The following is a 19427-nucleotide window of genomic DNA, read 5'->3' on the forward strand; positions in this document are numbered from 1 at the left end:
CAAGTTTTCAAGGATTCGTAACGTGATTAACGACATCAGAAAAGATGCTGAAGTACGCATGGACAAATGCGTAGAAGCGTTCAAAAACCAAATCAGCAAAATCCGTACTGGCCGTGCTTCCCCAAGCCTGCTGGATGGCATCATCGTAGAATATTACGGTACGCCAACCCCTCTGCGCCAGCTGGCGAGCGTGACGGTTGAAGATACCCGTACGCTGAAAATCAACGTCTTCGACCGCTCTATGAGCCCGGCCGTTGAGAAAGCGATTATGGCCTCTGACCTTGGACTGAACCCAAGCTCTGCGGGCGCAGACATCCGTGTTCCACTGCCTCCGCTGACGGAAGAGCGTCGTAAAGATCTTATCAAAGTGGTTCGTGGCGAAGCTGAGCAGGGTCGTGTATCCGTGCGTAACGTCCGTCGCGACGCGAACGATAAAGTGAAAGCACTGCTGAAAGAAAAAGAGATCAGCGAAGATGACGATCGTCGTTCTCAGGACGACATTCAGAAAATGACCGACGCGGCCATCAAGAAAATTGATGCGGCGCTGGCAGAAAAAGAAGCGGAACTGATGCAGTTCTGATTTCTGTCGTACACTGATAAACGCCGTTCAGAAGGACTTTGGGTCTTGCTGGCGGCGTTTTGCTTTTATCTGGTCTAACTTTTTTCGGGCATCTCATGAAGCATTTAACACTCCTCGGCTCAACCGGCTCTATCGGTTGCAGCACTCTCGACGTCGTTCGCCATAATCCTGAACTTTACACCGTGACAGCGCTGGTGGCCGGTAAGAATGTGCAGCGAATGGTCGAACAGTGCCTGGAGTTTGCGCCCCGCTATGCGGTGATGGATGACGAAGAGAGCGCGCGTCTGCTAAAAGCACAGCTGCGTGAAAAGGGCAGCCGAACCGAAGTGCTGAGCGGCCAGCAGGCGGCCTGCGAGATGGCGGCGCTGGATGAGGTGGATCAGGTCATGGCGGCCATTGTCGGCGCGGCAGGGCTGCTGCCGACGCTTGCCGCGATTGATGCCGGTAAGGATGTTTTGCTGGCCAATAAAGAGTCGCTGGTCACCTGCGGACGCCTGTTTATGGATGCGGTGAAGCAGCGCGGCGCGCGTCTTCTGCCGGTCGACAGCGAACACAACGCGATTTTTCAGAGTTTACCGCAACCTTTTCAACAGAACCTGGGGTACGCTGACCTGGAGCAGAATGGCGTAGTGTCTATTCTACTTACCGGGTCTGGTGGCCCATTCCGTGAAACGCCACTTTCTGAACTGCGTGCGATGACACCGGATCAGGCGTGCCGTCATCCGAACTGGTCGATGGGGCGTAAAATCTCCGTTGATTCTGCCACCATGATGAACAAAGGTCTGGAATACATTGAAGCGCGCTGGCTGTTTAATGCGTCAGCGAAACAGATGGAAGTACTGATTCACCCGCAATCGGTGATTCACTCGATGGTGCGTTATCATGATGGCAGCGTGCTGGCACAGCTGGGCGAGCCGGACATGCGTACGCCGATTGCCCATTCAATGGCGTGGCCAAATCGAGTGAAATCCGGCGTGAAGCCGCTTGATTTCTGCAAGCTAAGTTCCCTGACGTTCAGTGAACCAGACTACGACCGCTATCCTTGTCTGAAGCTTGCGATGAATGCCTTTGACCAGGGGCAGGCGGCGACGACGGCACTTAATGCAGCTAATGAAATTACCGTTGAGGCATTTCTGAATCAGCAAATTCGTTTTACCGATATCGCGTCGTTAAATTTATCGGTACTTGAGATGATGGATTTGCGCGAACCACAAAGCGTGGAAGAGGTGCTGGCGGTGGATGCAGCTGCGCGTAATATTGCGCGCCAACAGGTGACACGTCTCGCAAGCTGGTGATAAAGCAAGCACTAGTCGTCGTGCTATTTGTTAGCGTTGGGCTTCAGTGATATAGTCTGCGCCACCTGATCGCAGGTATTTGACTTAATGTGGTCAGGTGAGCCGTGGTTTGACACGGCTTTTTTATGTATAGGCTTCAGTATTCCTGAGTACCGTTAAATCCTTTTCAGGGACAAAAAACGCGTTATGTTGTCTGCGAATCAACCAATAAGCGAAAATTTGCCAGCTCATGGCTGCCGTCATGTAGCAATCATTATGGATGGCAATGGCCGCTGGGCGAAAAGACAAGGGAAGATACGAGCCTTTGGGCATAAAGCGGGGGCGAAATCCGTTCGTCGCGCCGTTTCTTTTGCCGCCAACAACGGCATTGATGCGTTAACGCTCTATGCTTTTAGCAGTGAAAACTGGAATCGACCTCTGCAGGAAGTGACTGCGTTGATGGAATTGTTTGTGTGGGCGCTAGACAGCGAAGTAAAAAGCCTGCACCGCCACAACGTCCGCCTGCGTATCATTGGCGATACCAGTCGTTTTAACTCACGTTTGCAGGAACGGATTCGCAAAGCTGAAGCGCTGACGGAAAATAATACCGGTTTGACGCTGAATATTGCGGCGAATTACGGCGGACGCTGGGATATTATCCAGGGCGTTCGGCATCTGGCCGAACAGGTTCAGGAAGGGCTGTTGAGACCCGACCAAATTGATGAAGAGGCGCTGAGCAAGCAAATCTGCATGAATGAACAGGCACCTGTGGATTTGGTAATTAGGACAGGGGGGGAACATCGCATAAGTAACTTTTTGATATGGCAAATTGCCTATGCCGAACTTTACTTTACGGATGTTCTTTGGCCCGATTTTGATGAACAAGACTTTGAAGGTGCGCTGCATGCCTTTGCCAATCGAGAGCGTCGTTTCGGCGGCACCGAGCCTGGTGGCGACAAAGCCTGATGGGGGTAGCTTTTGCTGAAGTATCGCCTGATTTCCGCTTTTGTATTAATACCCATTGTCATTGCGGCGCTGTTTTTACTGCCCCCGGTGGGATTCGCTATTGTCACGCTGGTGGTGTGCATGCTCGCCGCGTGGGAATGGGGACAGTTTAGCGGCTTTACCTCGCGCACTCAGCGAGTATGGCTTGCGGTACTTTGTGGCTTTATCCTGGCCATAATGCTGTTTACGTTGCCTGAATATCACCATGATATTCATCAGCCCCTGGTTGCCGGTTCTTTGTGGATATCGCTGGCCTGGTGGGTTGCCGCGCTGTTGCTGGTTCTTTTTTATCCGGGTTCCGCGGCATTGTGGCGTAATTCAAAAGTGCTGCGACTGATTTTTGGCTTGCTCACAATTATTCCTTTTTTCTGGGGTATGGTTGCGCTGCGAGCCTGGCACTACGACGAAAACCACTACAGCGGTGCGATCTGGCTGCTTTATGTGATGATTCTGGTCTGGGGGGCTGACTCCGGGGCCTATATGTTTGGTAAACTGTTTGGCAAACATAAGCTGGCACCGAAGGTTTCTCCGGGCAAAACCTGGCAAGGATTCATCGGCGGCCTGTTTACGGCAGCGATCATCTCCTGGGGCTACGGCGTCTGGGCGAATCTTGAAGTGGCACCGTCAATACTGCTGGTGTGCTCGATTTTTGCTGCGCTCGCCTCCGTGCTCGGTGATTTAACCGAAAGTATGTTTAAGCGTGAAGCAGGGATTAAGGACAGCGGACACCTGATTCCAGGGCATGGCGGTATACTGGATCGCATTGATAGCCTGACAGCGGCTGTTCCAGTGTTTGCGTGTTTGCTTTTACTGGTATTCGGGACGATTTAACGGAAGGTTTTATGCTGAGCATTCTCTGGAATCTGGCGGCGTTCATTGTTGCACTGGGTGTACTGATTACCGTGCATGAATTTGGCCATTTCTGGGTTGCTCGCCGCTGTGGCGTGCGCGTAGAGCGATTTTCCATCGGTTTTGGTAAATCACTCTGGACGCGTACCGACCGCCACGGCACGGAATTTGTCATCGCCCTTATCCCGCTGGGCGGCTACGTCAAAATGCTCGACGAACGCGTCGAGCCTGTCGCTCCTGAGCTGCGACACAGCGCATTCAACAATAAAACCGTTGGACAACGCGCCGCCATCATTGCTGCCGGACCGGTAGCCAACTTCATCTTTGCGATTTTCGCTTACTGGCTGGTGTTTATCATCGGCGTCCCTGGCGTACGTCCGGTGGTGGGTGAAATTGCCCCCAATTCCATCGCGGCGAGTGCGCAAATTACATCCGGGATGGAACTTAAAGCGATTGATGGCATCGAAACCCCTGATTGGGATGCCGTGCGACTGCAGCTGGTAGCCAAAATTGGCGATGCGCAGACCACCATCAGCGTATCGCCGTTTGGTTCAGATACGCGTCAGGACAAAGTACTCGATTTACGTCACTGGCGTTTCGAGCCAGACAAAGAGGATCCCGTCGCTGCGCTGGGCATTCGTCCACGCGGCGCGCAGATTGAGCCGGTATTAGCCGAAGTACAGGCAAATTCGGCGGCGAGCAAAGCGGGTTTGCAAGCGGGCGACAGGATCGTTAAAGTCGATGGTCAACCATTAACAGAGTGGATGACCTTTGTTACTCTTGTGCGCGATAATCCGGGAACGTCTCTCGCGCTGGAAGTTGAAAGGCAGGGCAGTCCGCTTTCGCTGACGCTGATCCCGGATACGAAGTCGGTCGGCAAAAAGGCAGAAGGGTTTGCAGGCGTTGTGCCAAAAGTGATCCCGCTGCCAGATGAGTACAAGACAATACGCCAGTATGGGCCGTTCAGCGCCATCCTTGAAGCCACGGATAAAACATGGCAACTGATGAAGCTGACGGTCAACATGTTGGGGAAATTGATAACCGGTGATGTGAAACTGAACAACCTCAGTGGGCCAATTTCGATTGCTCAGGGGGGTGGGATGTCAGCGGAATTCGGGGTGATTTACTATCTCATGTTCCTCGCGCTCATTAGCGTGAACCTTGGGATAATCAACCTGTTCCCGCTTCCCGTTTTAGACGGGGGTCATCTGCTGTTTTTGGCGATTGAAAAGCTAAAAGGCGGACCGGTATCCGAGCGAGTTCAAGACTTTAGTTATCGCATTGGCTCGATTTTGCTGGTGCTGTTAATGGGGCTTGCACTTTTCAATGATTTCTCTCGGTTGTAAGAGAGTGTTAGGAAGAACGCATAATAACGATGGCGATGAAAAAGTTGCTCATAGCGTCGCTGCTGTTTAGCAGCGCCACCGTATACGGTGCTGACGGGTTCGTAGTGAAAGACATTCATTTCGAAGGCCTCCAGCGTGTCGCCGTTGGTGCGGCCCTCCTCAGTATGCCTGTACGCCCCGGCGATACGGTTAATGATGATGATATCAGTAACACCATCCGTGCTCTGTTTGCCACCGGCAACTTTGAGGACGTCCGCGTCCTGCGCGATGGTGATACGCTGCTGGTACAGGTAAAAGAACGTCCGACGATCGCCAGTATCACTTTCTCCGGTAACAAGTCGGTGAAAGATGACATGCTCAAGCAGAACCTTGAAGCATCTGGTGTTCGTGTGGGTGAGTCCCTGGACCGCACAACCCTTTCAGACATTGAAAAAGGTCTGGAAGACTTCTACTACAGCGTCGGTAAATACAGCGCCAGCGTGAAAGCGGTTGTCACTCCGCTGCCACGTAACCGTGTTGACCTGAAGCTGGTCTTCCAGGAAGGTGTTTCTGCGAAGATCCAGCAGATCAACATTGTCGGCAACCACGCGTTCAGCACCGACGAACTGATCTCCACCTTCCAGCTGCGCGATGAAGTGCCATGGTGGAACGTGGTGGGCGATCGCAAATACCAGAAACAGAAACTGGCGGGCGACCTCGAAACCCTGCGCAGCTACTATCTCGATCGTGGCTATGCGCGTTTCAACATCGACTCGACTCAGGTCAGTCTGACTCCGGACAAGAAAGGCATTTACATTACGGTTAACATCACTGAAGGCGAGCAGTACAAGCTTTCTGGTGTTGAAGTGAGTGGTAACCTGGCGGGGCATTCTGCTGAAATCGAATCGCTGACCAAAATTCAGCCGGGCGATCTGTATAGCGGTTCCAAGGTAACCAAAATGGAAGACAGCATTAAGAAGCTGCTCGGCCGCTACGGTTATGCCTATCCGCGCGTACAGACTCAGCCGGAAATCAATGACGCGGATAAAACCGTTAAGCTGCACGTGAATGTTGATGCGGGCAACCGTTTCTACGTGCGTAAGATCCGCTTCGTTGGTAACGACACCTCCAAAGATTCCGTTCTGCGCCGCGAAATGCGTCAGATGGAAGGCGCATGGTTGGGAAGCGACCTCGTTGATCAGGGTAAAGAGCGTCTGAACCGTCTGGGCTATTTTGAAACGGTGGATACCGATACCCAGCGCGTACCGGGCAGCCCGGATCAGGTTGATGTCGTATATAAAGTGAAAGAGCGCAACACCGGTAGCTTCAACTTCGGTGTGGGCTACGGTACTGAAAGCGGCGTCAGCTTCCAGGTCGGCGTGCAGCAGGATAACTGGCTGGGTACGGGTTACTCTGTCGGTATTAACGGCACCAAAAACGACTACCAGACCTACTCTGAGTTCTCTGTGACTAACCCATACTTCACCGTAGACGGTGTGAGCCTGGGCGGTCGTATCTTCTATAACGACTTTAAAGCAGATGACGCGGACCTGTCTTCATACACCAACAAGAGTTACGGTGTCGACGGTACGCTTGGCTTCCCGGTTAACGAATACAACACCCTGCGTGCGGGCTTGGGTTACGTGCATAACGACCTGTCCAACATGCAACCGCAGGTGGCGATGTGGCGTTATCTGGACTCTATCGGCCAGTCAACCAGTAAAAATGGTAATGACAATGGCTTCGCGGCGGATGACTTCACCTTTAACTACGGCTGGACCTATAACCGTCTCGACCGTGGTTACTTCCCAACGGAAGGTTCTCGCGTCAACCTGAACGGTAAAGTTACCGTGCCGGGTTCCGATAACGAGTTCTATAAGGTCACGCTGGATACCGCGTCCTACTTCCCGATCGATGACGATCATAAGTGGGTGGTTCTGGGTCGTACCCGTTGGGGCTATGGCGATGGTCTGGGTAGCAAAGAACTGCCGTTCTATGAAAACTTCTATGCGGGTGGCTCTAGCACCGTTCGTGGTTTCCAGTCCAATAACATTGGTCCGAAAGCGGTTTACTACGGCGGAAACGACAAAGATAACTGTGATAAGTCTTCCTCGTCAGAAGTCTGTAGCTCCAATGACGCGGTGGGCGGTAACGCCATGGCCGTTGCCAGCCTGGAGTTCATCACGCCAACGCCGTTTATCAGTGATAAATACGCGAACTCGGTCCGTACGTCCTTCTTCTGGGATGCCGGTACCGTGTGGGATACCAACTGGCAGAATACTGCCCAGATGCGCGCAGAAGGCATTCCTGACTACAGCGATCCGAGCAATATTCGCATGTCTGCCGGTATCGCATTACAATGGATGTCACCGCTGGGGCCGTTGGTCTTCTCCTACGCCCAGCCGTTTAAGAAATATGATGGAGACAAAGCGGAGCAATTCCAGTTTAACATTGGTAAAACCTGGTAATAATCCGCTGCAAAGGAATGCGTTGGCAGTGTAGCGCTGACAACTGGCGATCGGTTACACGGTCGCCTTGCCACGCAAAGAACGGTACCTTCTGGTGCCAATGGGATGGTAAGGAGTTAATTGTGAAAAAGTGGTTATTAGCTGCAGGTCTCGGTTTAGCGATGGCAACTTCTGCTCAGGCAGCAGACAAAATTGCAATCGTCAACATGGGTAATTTGTTCCAGCAGGTTGCACAGAAAACGGGTGTTTCTGCGACTCTGGAAAACGAATTCAAAGGCCGTGCAAGCGAACTGCAGGGTATGGAAAACGATCTTCAGTCCAAAATGCAGCGTCTGCAGCGTGATGGTTCTACCATGAAAGCAAGCGACCGTAGCAAGCTGGAAAAAGACGTAATGGCTCAGCGCCAGACGTTCTCCCAGAAAGCGCAGGCTTTCGAGCAGGATCGTCAGCGTCGTTCTAACGAAGAACGCGGCAAGCTGGTAACTCGCATTCAGACTGCTGTTAAAGCAGTGGCTGCCGATCAGAGTATCGATCTGGTTGTAGATGCGAACGCCGTTGCTTATAACAGCAAAGATGTTAAAGACATCACTGCTGATGTTCTGAAACAGGTTAAATAAGTAATGCCTTCAATTCGACTGGCTGATTTAGCTCAGCAGTTGGATGCAGAATTACACGGTGATGGCGATATCGTCATCACCGCTGTTGCGTCCATGCAATCTGCTAAAGCTGGCACGATTACCTTCATGGTAAGCCCTAAGTACCGTGAGCAACTGGCTCAATGCCAGGCGTCAGCTGTTGTACTGACGCAGGACGATCTTCCATTTGCCACTGTAAGCGCGCTGGTAGTGAAAAACCCCTACCTGACGTATGCACGCATGGCTCAAATTCTTGATACCACGCCGCAGCCGGCCCAGAACATTGCGGCCAGTGCAGCGATTGATGCGACGGCCAGGCTTGGTAACAACGTCGCCGTTGGCGCGAATGCAGTTATCGAATCCGGCGTTGTGCTGGGCGATAACGTCGTCATTGGCCCGGGCTGCTTCGTTGGGAAAAATACGAAAATCGGCGCCGGAACCCGTTTATGGGCCAATGTGTCCGTTTATCATGATGTTGAAATTGGCGAAAATTGCCTCGTCCAGTCCAGCACCGTTATTGGTTCTGATGGCTTTGGTTACGCTAACGATCGTGGTAACTGGGTTAAGATCCCGCAGCTTGGTCGCGTTATTATTGGCGATCGCGTAGAGATCGGCGCCTGTACCACCATTGACCGTGGCGCGCTTGACGACACGATCATTGGCAATGGTGTTATCATCGATAACCAGTGCCAGATTGCGCATAACGTTGTGATTGGCGACAATACCGCGGTTGCGGGTGGCGTCATCATGGCAGGCAGCCTGAAAATTGGCCGTTATTGCATGATTGGCGGCGCGAGCGTGATTAATGGCCATATGGAAATATGCGACAAGGTGACTGTGACGGGAATGGGCATGGTAATGCGTCCTATCACTGAACCTGGCGTCTATTCCTCAGGTATTCCGCTACAACCCAACAAGGTATGGCGTAAAACAGCAGCTCTGGTGATGAACATTGATGATATGAGCAAGCGCCTCAAGTCTCTTGAGCGTAAGATCGATCAACAAGATTAAGCGTCATCCGTTGAACGCTATTTTTCCCGGCCTGTCGGCTTTCTAATAAACCGGCAGGCCGTGTTATTATTGTTATCAGTACATTTTGACAGGAAGAGTATTTTGACTACTGACACTCATACTCTGCATATTGAAGAGATTTTAGAACTTCTGCCGCACCGCTACCCGTTTCTGCTGGTAGACCGTGTGCTGGATTTTGAAGAAGGTCGTTTTCTGCGCGCAGTGAAAAATGTTTCCGTGAACGAGCCGTTTTTCCAGGGACACTTCCCTGGTAAGCCTATCTTCCCGGGTGTGTTGATTCTGGAAGCGATGGCTCAGGCTACCGGTATTCTGGCGTTTAAAAGCGTTGGCAAACTGGAGCCAGGTGAGCTGTATTACTTCGCGGGTATTGATGAAGCGCGCTTTAAGCGCCCTGTCGTGCCTGGTGATCAGATGATCATGGAAGTCACTTTTGAAAAAACGCGTCGTGGCCTGACTCGCTTCAAAGGCGTAGCGCTGGTTGACGGCAAAGTTGTTTGCGAAGCGACGATGATGTGTGCTCGTAGCCGGGAGTCCTGATACGTGATTGATAAATCCGCCTTTATTCATCCTACCGCTATTGTGGAAACCGGTGCCATCATTGGCGCTAACGTCCACATTGGCCCATTTTGTATTGTTGGACCCCATGTCGAAATTGGTGAGGGTACAGTACTGAAATCTCACGTTGTCGTGAATGGTCACACGACCATTGGCTGCAATAACGAGATCTATCAGTTCGCTTCCATCGGCGAAGTTAACCAGGATCTGAAATATGCTGGTGAGTCGACCCGTCTGGAAATTGGCGATCGTAACCGTATTCGCGAAAGCGTCACTATTCATCGTGGAACAGTACAGGGTGGTGGGTTGACGAAGGTGGGCAGCGATAACCTGTTTATGGTTAATGCGCACATCGCGCACGACTGTACCGTGGGTGACCGCTGTATTCTTGCCAACAACGCAACGCTGGCAGGACACGTATCGGTTGATGACTTCGCAATTATTGGCGGCATGACCGCAGTCCATCAGTTCTGCATCATTGGTGCGCACGTGATGGTTGGCGGATGCTCCGGTGTGGCGCAGGACGTCCCACCGTATGTGATTGCGCAGGGCAACCATGCCACGCCGTTTGGCGTGAACATCGAAGGCCTCAAGCGTCGTGGTTTTAGTCGCGAAGCGATTACTGCCATCCGCAACGCGTACAAACTGCTGTACCGTAGCGGTAAAACGCTGGAAGAGGCGAAGCCGGAAATTGCCGAGCTGGCGAATAAGCACCCGGAAGTGAACGCGTTCATGGAATTCTTTGACCGTTCAACAAGGGGTCTGATTCGTTAATGGTCGACAGTCGTCCGCTTACGATAGCCCTGGTCGCCGGAGAAACCTCCGGCGATATTCTTGGTGCCGGTCTCATCCGCGCGCTTAAGGCGCGTGTACCCAATGCTCGCTTTGTCGGCGTTGCTGGCCCGCTGATGCAGGCCGAAGGCTGTGAAGCCTGGTATGAAATGGAAGAACTCGCCGTGATGGGCATCGTTGAGGTGCTGGGACGGCTACGCCGTTTGCTGCACATCCGCGCCGATCTCACCCGCCGTTTTACCGAACTCAAACCCGATGTGTTTGTCGGTATCGATGCGCCTGATTTCAACATTACCCTCGAAGGGAATCTGAAAAAGCAGGGTATCAAAACAATTCACTACGTCAGTCCGTCCGTCTGGGCGTGGCGACAGAAACGCGTTTTCAAAATCGGACGGTCCACCAACCTGGTGCTGGCTTTCCTGCCTTTCGAAAAAGCGTTTTACGACAGATTTAATGTTCCGTGCCGTTTTATCGGTCATACCATGGCGGATGCGATGCCATTGGATCCGGATAAAAACGCGGCGCGCGACGCGCTGGGCATCCCGCACGATGTGCACTGTCTGGCACTGCTACCGGGCAGCCGTGGCGCAGAAGTTGAGATGCTGAGCGCCGATTTCCTCAAAACTGCGCAAATTCTTCGCCAGACCTATCCGGATCTTGAAGTGGTTGTTCCGCTGGTAAATGCGAAACGCCGCGAGCAGTTTGAGCGCATCAAAGCGGAAGTCGCCCCGGATCTTCACGTCCGTCTTCTGGACGGGAAAGGGCGGGAAGCGATGTATGCGAGCGATGCCGCGCTGCTGGCCTCCGGCACGGCGGCGCTGGAATGCATGCTGGCGAAATGCCCGATGGTGGTCGGTTATCGCATGAAGCCGTTCACTTTCTGGCTGGCAAAACGTCTGGTTAAAACGGATTATGTCTCCCTGCCAAACCTGCTTGCCGGGCGCGAGCTGGTGAAAGAGCTGCTGCAGGATGAGTGCCAGCCGCAGGCGCTTGCCGATGCACTACTGCCGCTGCTCGCGAACGGCAAGACCAGCCACCAGATGCACGATACCTTCCGCGAACTGCATCAACTGATCCGCTGTAATGCTGATGAGCAAGCGGCTGATGCGGTGCTGGAGTTAGCAAAATGATGGAATTTGTTTATCCTCACACTCGCCTTGTGGCGGGCGTGGACGAAGTGGGTCGTGGCCCGTTGGTCGGGGCTGTGGTGACTGCCGCGGTGATCCTCGATCCGGCTCGCCCGATTATCGGGCTGAACGACTCAAAAAAATTGTCTGAAAAACGCCGTCTGGCGCTGTTCAGTGAGATTCAGGAGAAGGCGCTGGCCTGGAGCCTGGGGCGCGCTGAACCGCATGAAATAGACGAGCTGAATATTTTGCATGCCACGATGCTGGCGATGCAGCGTGCGGTAGCAGGTCTGAAAATTTCCCCGGAATATGTCCTGATTGACGGCAACCGCTGTCCGGCATTGCCCATGCCTTCAATGGCGGTCGTCAAAGGCGATAGTCGGGTCGCAGAAATTAGCGCAGCTTCTATCATTGCCAAAGTGACGCGCGACGCCGAAATGGCCGCGCTGGACCTCACTTATCCTCAGTATGGTTTCGCCCAGCATAAGGGTTATCCCACACCTTTCCATCTGGAAAGGCTGGCTGAACATGGCGCAACCGAACATCACCGGCGCAGTTTTGGCCCGGTGAAACGCGCGCTGGGACGGGTGTCCTGAATCAATACGCAAGCAATTAAGTAACGCGGAATCTGAAGATGGCTGAACCACGTTTCGTACACCTGCGGGTGCATAGCGACTACTCCATGATCGATGGGCTGGCGAAGACCGGGCCGCTGGTAAAAAAGGCGGCCTCCCTTGGCATGCCCGCGCTGGCGATCACCGATTTTACCAACCTGTGTGGCCTGGTGAAGTTCTACGGAACGGCGCACGGCGCGGGGATGAAGCCTATCGTCGGCGCAGATTTTCATGTCCAGAGCGATCTTGTCGGCGATGAAATGACGCAAATCTCCGTGCTGGCGATGAACAACACGGGCTATCAAAACCTCACTCTGCTTATCTCAAAAGCCTATCAGCGCGGATATGGTGCGCTGGGCCCGTGGATCGACAGGGACTGGCTGGCTGAGCTGAACGAAGGGCTGCTGCTGATCTCTGGCGGCCGTATGGGCGATGTCGGTAAATGCCTGCTGCGCGGCAATAGCGCGCTGGTGGATCAATGCGTCTCGTTCTATGAGGAGTATTTCCCGGATCGTTATTATCTGGAGTTGATCCGCACCGGTCGCCTGGACGAAGAGAGCTATCTCCATGCGGCGGTCGCACTTGCGGAAGAACGCGGGCTGCCCGTCGTCGCGACAAACGATGTACGCTTCCTCGAGCCGGGAGATTTTGACGCTCACGAAATTCGCGTGGCGATCCACGATGGCTTCACGCTCGACGATCCGAAACGGCCGCGTAATTACTCCGCTCAACAGTACATGCGCAGCGAGGAGGAGATGTGTGAACTCTTCTCCGATATCCCCGAAGCGCTGGAAAACAGCGTAGAGATCGCCAGGCGCTGTAACGTTACCGTCCGCCTCGGTGAATACTTCCTGCCGCAGTTCCCGACGGGTGACATGACCACGGAAGATTTCCTGGTCGTGAAATCAAAGGAAGGTCTGGAAGAGCGTCTGGAATTCCTGTTCCCGGATGAGGCCGTTCGCAAAGAGAAGCGGCCGCCGTACGATGAGCGCCTGGATATTGAACTCCAGGTCATCAACCAGATGGGCTTCCCGGGCTACTTCCTGATCGTAATGGAGTTTATCCAGTGGTCGAAGGATAACGGCGTTCCGGTCGGACCGGGGCGTGGCTCCGGTGCAGGATCGCTTGTGGCCTATGCGCTTAAAATTACCGACCTCGATCCGCTGGAATTCGACCTGCTGTTCGAACGTTTCCTTAACCCGGAACGTGTCTCCATGCCCGACTTTGACGTCGACTTTTGCATGGAGAAACGTGACCAGGTGATCGAGCACGTCGCCGATATGTACGGCCGTGACGCGGTTTCGCAGATCATTACGTTCGGTACGATGGCGGCGAAGGCGGTTATCCGCGACGTCGGCCGCGTGCTGGGTCACCCGTACGGGTTTGTCGATCGTATTTCGAAGCTGGTGCCGCCCGATCCGGGCATGACGCTGGCAAAAGCGTTTGAAGCCGAACCTCAGCTGCCGGAAATCTACGAAGCTGACGAAGAAGTGAAAGCGCTGATTGACATGGCGCGCAAGCTGGAAGGCGTCACGCGTAACGCCGGTAAGCATGCGGGGGGCGTGGTTATCGCCCCGACCAAAATTACCGACTTCGCGCCGCTCTACTGCGATGAAGCGGGTGAGCACCCGGTTACTCAGTTTGATAAGAACGACGTAGAATACGCCGGGCTGGTGAAGTTTGACTTCCTCGGCCTGCGTACGCTGACGATCATCGACTGGGCGCTGAAGATGATCAACCCGCGCCGGGAAAAGCAGGGCCTTGAGCCGATAGACATTGCCGCCATCCCGCTGGATGACAAGAAAAGTTTCGACATGCTGCAGCGTTCGGAGACGACAGCCGTCTTCCAGCTTGAATCCCGCGGCATGAAAGATCTGATTAAACGCCTGCAGCCCGACTGCTTCGAAGATATGATCGCACTGGTCGCCCTGTTCCGTCCGGGCCCACTGCAGTCAGGGATGGTAGATAACTTTATCGACCGTAAGCACGGTCGCGAAGAGATTTCTTACCCGGACGTTCAGTGGCAGCATGAAAGCCTGAAGCCGGTGCTGGAGCCAACCTACGGCATTATCCTGTATCAGGAACAGGTCATGCAGATTGCTCAGGTGCTTTCCGGCTATACGCTCGGCGGCGCGGACATGCTGCGTCGTGCGATGGGTAAGAAAAAGCCGGAAGAGATGGCCAAGCAGCGCTCCATCTTTGAAGACGGGGCGAAGAAAAACGGCGTTGACGGCGAGCTGGCGATGAAAATCTTCGACCTGGTGGAGAAATTCGCCGGGTACGGATTTAACAAATCCCACTCCGCCGCCTATGCTTTGGTGTCGTATCAAACGCTGTGGCTGAAAGCGCACTATCCTGCTGAATTTATGGCGGCGGTAATGACGGCCGATATGGATAACACCGAGAAGGTGGTTGGCCTGGTGGATGAGTGCTGGCGCATGGGGCTTAAGATCCTGCCGCCGGATATTAACTCAGGGCTCTACCACTTCCACGTTAACGACGACGGAGAGATCGTTTACGGGATCGGCGCGATCAAAGGCGTGGGCGAAGGTCCGATCGAGGCGATCATCGAAGCGCGTAACAACGGCGGGTATTTCCGCGAGCTGTTCGATCTTTGCGCCCGTACCGATACCAAAAAACTGAACCGTCGCGTGCTGGAAAAACTGATCATGTCCGGCGCGTTTGACAGGCTGGGGCCGCACCGCGCCGCGCTGATGAATTCCCTCGGCGACGCCCTGAAAGCGGCGGATCAGCACGCAAAAGCGGAAGCCATTGGTCAGGCGGATATGTTCGGCGTGCTGGCGGAAGAGCCAGAGCAGATCGAGCAATCTTATTCCAACTGCCAGCCGTGGCCAGAACAGGTGGTACTGGATGGGGAGCGTGAGACGTTAGGCTTGTACCTGACGGGGCACCCGATCAACCAGTACATCAAAGAAATTGAGCGCTATGTCGGCGGCCACAGGCTTAAAGACATGCATCCGACAGAACGTGGTAAAATCACCACGGCTGCGGGGCTCGTGATTGCCGCAAGGGTTATGGTCACCAAGCGCGGTAATCGTATCGGCATCTGTACGTTGGATGACCGTTCCGGGCGTCTGGAGGTGATGTTGTTCACCGACGCGCTGGATAAATACCAGCAATTGCTGGAAAAAGACCGCATACTTATCGTCAGCGGACAGGTCAGCTTTGATGACTTCAGTGGGGGGCTTAAAATGACCGCCCGCGAAGTGATGGACATTGACGAAGCCCGGGAAAAATATGCTCGCGGGCTTGCTATCTCGCTGACGGACAGGCAAATTGATGACCAGCTTTTAAACCGACTCCGTCAGTCTCTGGAACCCCACCGCTCGGGGACAATTCCAGTACATCTCTACTATCAGAGGGCGGATGCACGTGCGCGGTTGCGCTTTGGTGCAACGTGGCGTGTCTCTCCGAGCGATCGTTTACTGAACGATCTCCGTGGCCTCATTGGTTCGGAGCAGGTGGAACTGGAGTTTGACTAATACAGGAATACTATGAGTCTGAATTTCCTTGATTTCGAACAGCCGATTGCTGAGCTGGAAGCGAAAATCGATTCTCTGACAGCGGTAAGCCGTCAGGATGAAAAACTGGATATTAACATCGACGAAGAAGTGCATCGTCTGCGCGAGAAAAGCGTAGAGCTGACGCGCAAAATCTTTGCCGATCTCGGCGCATGGCAGGTGGCCCAGCTGGCTCGCCATCCACAGCGTCCGTACACCCTGGATTATGTCCGCCTGGCGTTTGACGAATTTGACGAACTGGCAGGCGATCGCGCATACGCTGACGATAAAGCTATCGTTGGTGGTATCGCGCGTCTGGACGGACGCCCGGTGATGATTATTGGTCATCAGAAAGGTCGTGAAACCAAAGAGAAAATCCGTCGTAACTTCGGTATGCCAGCACCAGAAGGCTACCGTAAAGCCCTGCGTCTGATGGAGATGGCTGAGCGTTTCAACATGCCAATCATCACCTTCATCGACACCCCAGGTGCATACCCTGGCGTGGGCGCGGAAGAGCGCGGTCAGTCTGAAGCTATCGCGCGCAACCTGCGCGAGATGTCTCGTCTGAAGGTGCCGGTCATCTGTACCGTTATCGGTGAGGGTGGTTCCGGCGGTGCGCTGGCGATTGGCGTGGGCGATAAAGTGAATATGCTGCAGTACAGCACCTATTCCGTTATCTCCCCGGAAGGCTGTGCGTCCATTCTGTGGAAAAGCGCCGACAAAGCGCCGCTGGCTGCAGAAGCAATGGGCATCATTGCGCCACGCCTGAAAGAGCTGAAGCTGATCGACTCCATCATCCCGGAACCGCTGGGTGGTGCGCATCGTAAGCCGGAAGTAATGGCGGCTTCTCTGAAAGCGCAGCTGCTGGCTGACCTGGCAGATCTGGACGTGCTGAGCAAAGACGATCTGCTCAACCGCCGCTACCAGCGTCTGATGACCTACGGTTACGCGTAAGCTTCACAATTATCTGAAAAGCCGCACAATGTTGCGGCTTTTTTTATACCTGCGGTTTAGCCGGACTATGCTTAGCTAATGTTTTTTAAGGAGGAAGCCCATGAATATCATTGCCATTATGGGGCCACACGGCGTCTTCTATAAAGACGAGCCCATCAAGGAGCTTGAGCAAGCCCTGCAGTCGCGCGGGTATCAGCTAATCTGGCCGCACAACAGCGCCGATCTGCTGAAGTTCATCGAGCATAACCCGCGTATCTGCGGCGTGATCTTCGACTGGGACGAATACGATCTCGAACTGTGCAGCGATATCAACAAGCTGAACGAATACCTCCCGCTGTACGCGTTTATTAATACTCACTCAACCATGGACGTCAGCGCCAATGATATGCGTATGGCGCTGTGGTTCTTTGAATATTCGCTCGGTGTGGCGGAAGATATTGCGACCCGCATTCAGCAATACACGAATGAATATCTCGATAACATCACACCCCCCTTTACCCGCGCGCTCTTCACCTACGTGAAGGAGGGCAAATATACCTTCTGTACGCCTGGTCATATGGCGGGAACGGCCTATCAAAAAAGCCCGGTGGGCTGCCTGTTCTATGATTTCTTCGGTGGCAACACGCTGAAAGCGGACGTGTCTATTTCAGTCACCGAACTAGGCTCTCTGCTGGATCACACCGGCCCGCATCTTGAAGCCGAAGAGTATATCGCCCGCACCTTTGGCGCCGAGCAGAGCTATATGGTGACCAACGGCACGTCGACCTCGAACAAAATTGTCGGGATGTACGCTGCGCCTGCTGGCAGCACCTTGCTGATTGACCGTAACTGCCATAAATCGCTGGCACACCTGCTGATGATGAGCGACGTCGTACCGCTCTGGCTGTCGCCCACGCGTAACGCGCTCGGTATTCTTGGCGGCATTCCGCGCCGGGAGTTCACCCACGAAGCCATCGAAAGTAAGGTCGCGGCAATTCCTGGCGCAAGCTGGCCTGTCCATGCGGTCATCACCAACTCCACCTACGACGGTTTGCTGTACAACACAAACTGGATCAAACAGACGCTGGACGTGCCGTCGATCCACTTCGATTCCGCATGGGTGCCTTACACTAATTTCCATCCGATTTACGCAGGCAAAAGCGGCATGAGCGGTGAACGGGTGCCGGGGAAAGTGTTCTTCGAAACGCAGTCGACGCATAAAATGCTGGCGGCGTTTTCCCAGGCTTCGCTTATTCACATCAAAGGCGAGTACGACGAAGACACGTTCAACGAAGCCTTTATGATGCACACCACCACCTCGCCGAGCTACCCGCTGGTGGCCTCTATTGAAACGGCCGCGGCGATGCTGCGCGGCAATCCCGGTAAGCGTCTCATCAATCGTTCGGTGGAACGCGCGCTGCATTTCCGCAAAGAGGTTCAGCGGCTTAAAGATGAAGCCGACGGCTGGTTCTTTGATATCTGGCAGCCGGAAGAGATTGATGAAGCCGAATGCTGGCCCGTCTCGCCCGGCGAAGACTGGCATGGCTTCCGGGATGCCGATAGCGACCATATGTTCCTCGACCCGGTAAAAGTGACGATCCTGACGCCGGGCATGGATGAACAGGGCAAGATGAGCGATGAAGGTATTCCGGCCGCGCTGGTCGCGAAATTCCTTGATGAACGTGGCGTGGTGGTAGAGAAAACCGGCCCCTATAACCTGCTGTTCCTGTTCAGCATCGGGATCGACAAAACCCGCGCGATGGGGTTGTTGCGCGGCCTCATGGAGTTTAAGCGCGCCTACGATCTTAACCTGCGGGTGAAGAACATGCTGCCGGATCTCTACGCTGAGGATCCTGACTTCTATCGAAATATGCGCATTCAGGATCTGGCCCAGGGGATCCACAGGCTGATCCGTCAGCACGATCTGCCGCGTCTGATGCTTCAGGCGTTCGATGTCTTACCGGAGATGAAGTTTACCCCGCACAAGGCATGGCAGCGCCAGGTGAAAGGGGAGGTCGAAACCGTCGAGCTGGAAAACCTGGTCGGGCGCGTATCGGCTAACATGATCCTGCCTTACCCACCGGGCGTTCCGCTCCTGATGCCGGGAGAGATGATTACCGAAGAGAGTCGGGCCGTGCTCGATTTCCTGCTAATGCTCTGCTCTGTCGGGCGCCACTATCCCGGTTTTGAGACGGATATCCACGGTGCGAAGCGCGACGAGAGCGGCGTTTACTGGGTGCGAGTCCTAAAATAAGGGTGACCGCTTGCCAGGCGCGGGTTTTCGGTTGTAACGTTCAGGCATCATAAAAAGGAGAAGCTATGCTGGGTTTAAAAGCTGTTCATCATATTGCGATCATTGCGACCGATTACGCGAAAAGTAAGGCCTTCTACTGCGACATCCTGGGCTTTACGCTCATGAGCGAGGCCTACCGCGAGGAGCGCGACTCCTGGAAGGGCGACCTGGCGTTAAACGGGCAATATGTGATTGAGCTCTTCTCTTTTCCTTTTCCGCCTGCACGTCCGTCCCGCCCGGAAGCCTGCGGCCTGCGTCATCTTGCCTTCAGCGTCGATGACCTGGATAGCGCAGTTAAGCATCTGGAAGCGCACGGCGTGACGTGCGAAGCGATACGCGTCGATCCGTTCACCGACAAGCGCTTTACTTTTTTCAACGATCCGGACGGCCTGCCGCTGGAGCTTTATCAGCAGTAATGGTTGTC

16 protein-coding genes are annotated in these 19427 nt (G+C 54.0%); all 16 read left to right on the forward strand.

The genetic code is table 11. The features are described 5' to 3' along the window. Positions 1–22: 22 nt before the first annotated feature. The 16 genes from frr to HB664_RS07295 all read left to right on the forward strand — a co-directional run bounded on the left by frr (position 23) and on the right by HB664_RS07295 (position 19419). The gene (gene frr, locus HB664_RS07220; protein ID WP_003856180.1) at positions 23–580 is read left to right on the forward strand and encodes a ribosome recycling factor; all 558 of its coding nucleotides are present in this window, start codon (positions 23–25) and stop codon (positions 578–580) included. Between the two features lie 95 nt (positions 581–675). After that, on the forward strand, positions 676–1875 hold the full coding sequence (gene ispC, locus HB664_RS07225) for a 1-deoxy-D-xylulose-5-phosphate reductoisomerase (RefSeq protein WP_219940540.1): 1200 nt from the start codon (positions 676–678) through the stop codon (positions 1873–1875). 186 nt (positions 1876–2061) lie between these two features. Then, a complete protein-coding gene (ispU, locus tag HB664_RS07230) occupies positions 2062–2820 on the forward strand; it encodes a (2E,6E)-farnesyl-diphosphate-specific ditrans,polycis-undecaprenyl-diphosphate synthase (RefSeq protein ID WP_024907522.1) in 759 nt (252 codons plus the stop codon). Positions 2821–2832: 12 nt separating this feature from the next. After that, on the forward strand, positions 2833–3690 hold the full coding sequence (gene cdsA, locus HB664_RS07235; RefSeq protein ID WP_023310457.1) for a phosphatidate cytidylyltransferase: 858 nt from the start codon (positions 2833–2835) through the stop codon (positions 3688–3690). An 11-nt stretch (positions 3691–3701) separates the two neighbouring features. Beyond that, positions 3702–5054, forward strand: coding sequence for a sigma E protease regulator RseP (gene rseP, locus HB664_RS07240; protein ID WP_219940541.1), 1353 nt, complete (start codon positions 3702–3704; stop codon positions 5052–5054). Between the two features lie 29 nt (positions 5055–5083). Continuing rightward, positions 5084–7501 carry an outer membrane protein assembly factor BamA gene (bamA, locus tag HB664_RS07245; RefSeq protein ID WP_033144673.1) on the forward strand — a complete coding sequence of 806 codons (2418 nt, stop codon included), beginning with the start codon at positions 5084–5086 and terminating at the stop codon, positions 7499–7501. Positions 7502–7623: 122 nt separating this feature from the next. Next, the gene (gene skp, locus HB664_RS07250; RefSeq protein ID WP_032644135.1) at positions 7624–8118 is read left to right on the forward strand and encodes a molecular chaperone Skp; all 495 of its coding nucleotides are present in this window, start codon (positions 7624–7626) and stop codon (positions 8116–8118) included. Between the two features lie 3 nt (positions 8119–8121). After that, positions 8122–9147: a UDP-3-O-(3-hydroxymyristoyl)glucosamine N-acyltransferase gene (lpxD, locus tag HB664_RS07255; RefSeq protein WP_032644136.1), complete on the forward strand. Its 1026-nt coding sequence runs from the start codon at positions 8122–8124 to the stop codon at positions 9145–9147. 102 nt (positions 9148–9249) lie between these two features. After that, positions 9250–9705 (forward strand): 3-hydroxyacyl-ACP dehydratase FabZ, encoded by a 456-nt coding sequence (fabZ, locus tag HB664_RS07260; RefSeq protein WP_010426706.1) that lies wholly within the window; start codon positions 9250–9252, stop codon positions 9703–9705. A gap of 3 nt (positions 9706–9708) precedes the next feature. Beyond that, positions 9709–10497 carry an acyl-ACP--UDP-N-acetylglucosamine O-acyltransferase gene (gene lpxA, locus HB664_RS07265; protein WP_023310462.1) on the forward strand — a complete coding sequence of 263 codons (789 nt, stop codon included), beginning with the start codon at positions 9709–9711 and terminating at the stop codon, positions 10495–10497. Then, a complete protein-coding gene (gene lpxB / locus HB664_RS07270; protein WP_023334578.1) occupies positions 10497–11645 on the forward strand; it encodes a lipid-A-disaccharide synthase in 1149 nt (382 codons plus the stop codon). Before lpxA ends, lpxB begins: the two co-directional genes overlap by 1 nt. Then, on the forward strand, positions 11642–12238 hold the full coding sequence (gene rnhB / locus HB664_RS07275) for a ribonuclease HII (RefSeq protein ID WP_024907528.1): 597 nt from the start codon (positions 11642–11644) through the stop codon (positions 12236–12238). Before lpxB ends, rnhB begins: the two co-directional genes overlap by 4 nt. Before the next feature lie 38 nt (positions 12239–12276). Beyond that, positions 12277–15759 carry a DNA polymerase III subunit alpha gene (dnaE, locus tag HB664_RS07280; RefSeq protein WP_219940542.1) on the forward strand — a complete coding sequence of 1161 codons (3483 nt, stop codon included), beginning with the start codon at positions 12277–12279 and terminating at the stop codon, positions 15757–15759. 12 nt (positions 15760–15771) lie between these two features. Next, the gene (accA, locus tag HB664_RS07285) at positions 15772–16731 is read left to right on the forward strand and encodes an acetyl-CoA carboxylase carboxyl transferase subunit alpha (protein ID WP_023310466.1); all 960 of its coding nucleotides are present in this window, start codon (positions 15772–15774) and stop codon (positions 16729–16731) included. A 100-nt stretch (positions 16732–16831) separates the two neighbouring features. Beyond that, on the forward strand, positions 16832–18964 hold the full coding sequence (locus HB664_RS07290; protein ID WP_211438423.1) for a lysine decarboxylase LdcC: 2133 nt from the start codon (positions 16832–16834) through the stop codon (positions 18962–18964). A 65-nt stretch (positions 18965–19029) separates the two neighbouring features. Next, positions 19030–19419, forward strand: coding sequence for a VOC family protein (locus HB664_RS07295; protein WP_023334583.1), 390 nt, complete (start codon positions 19030–19032; stop codon positions 19417–19419). The last annotated feature ends 8 nt before the right edge of the window (positions 19420–19427 follow it).

Source organism: Enterobacter sp. DNB-S2 (assembly GCF_019443845.1).
GTDB lineage: Bacteria > Pseudomonadota > Gammaproteobacteria > Enterobacterales > Enterobacteriaceae > Enterobacter > Enterobacter asburiae_B.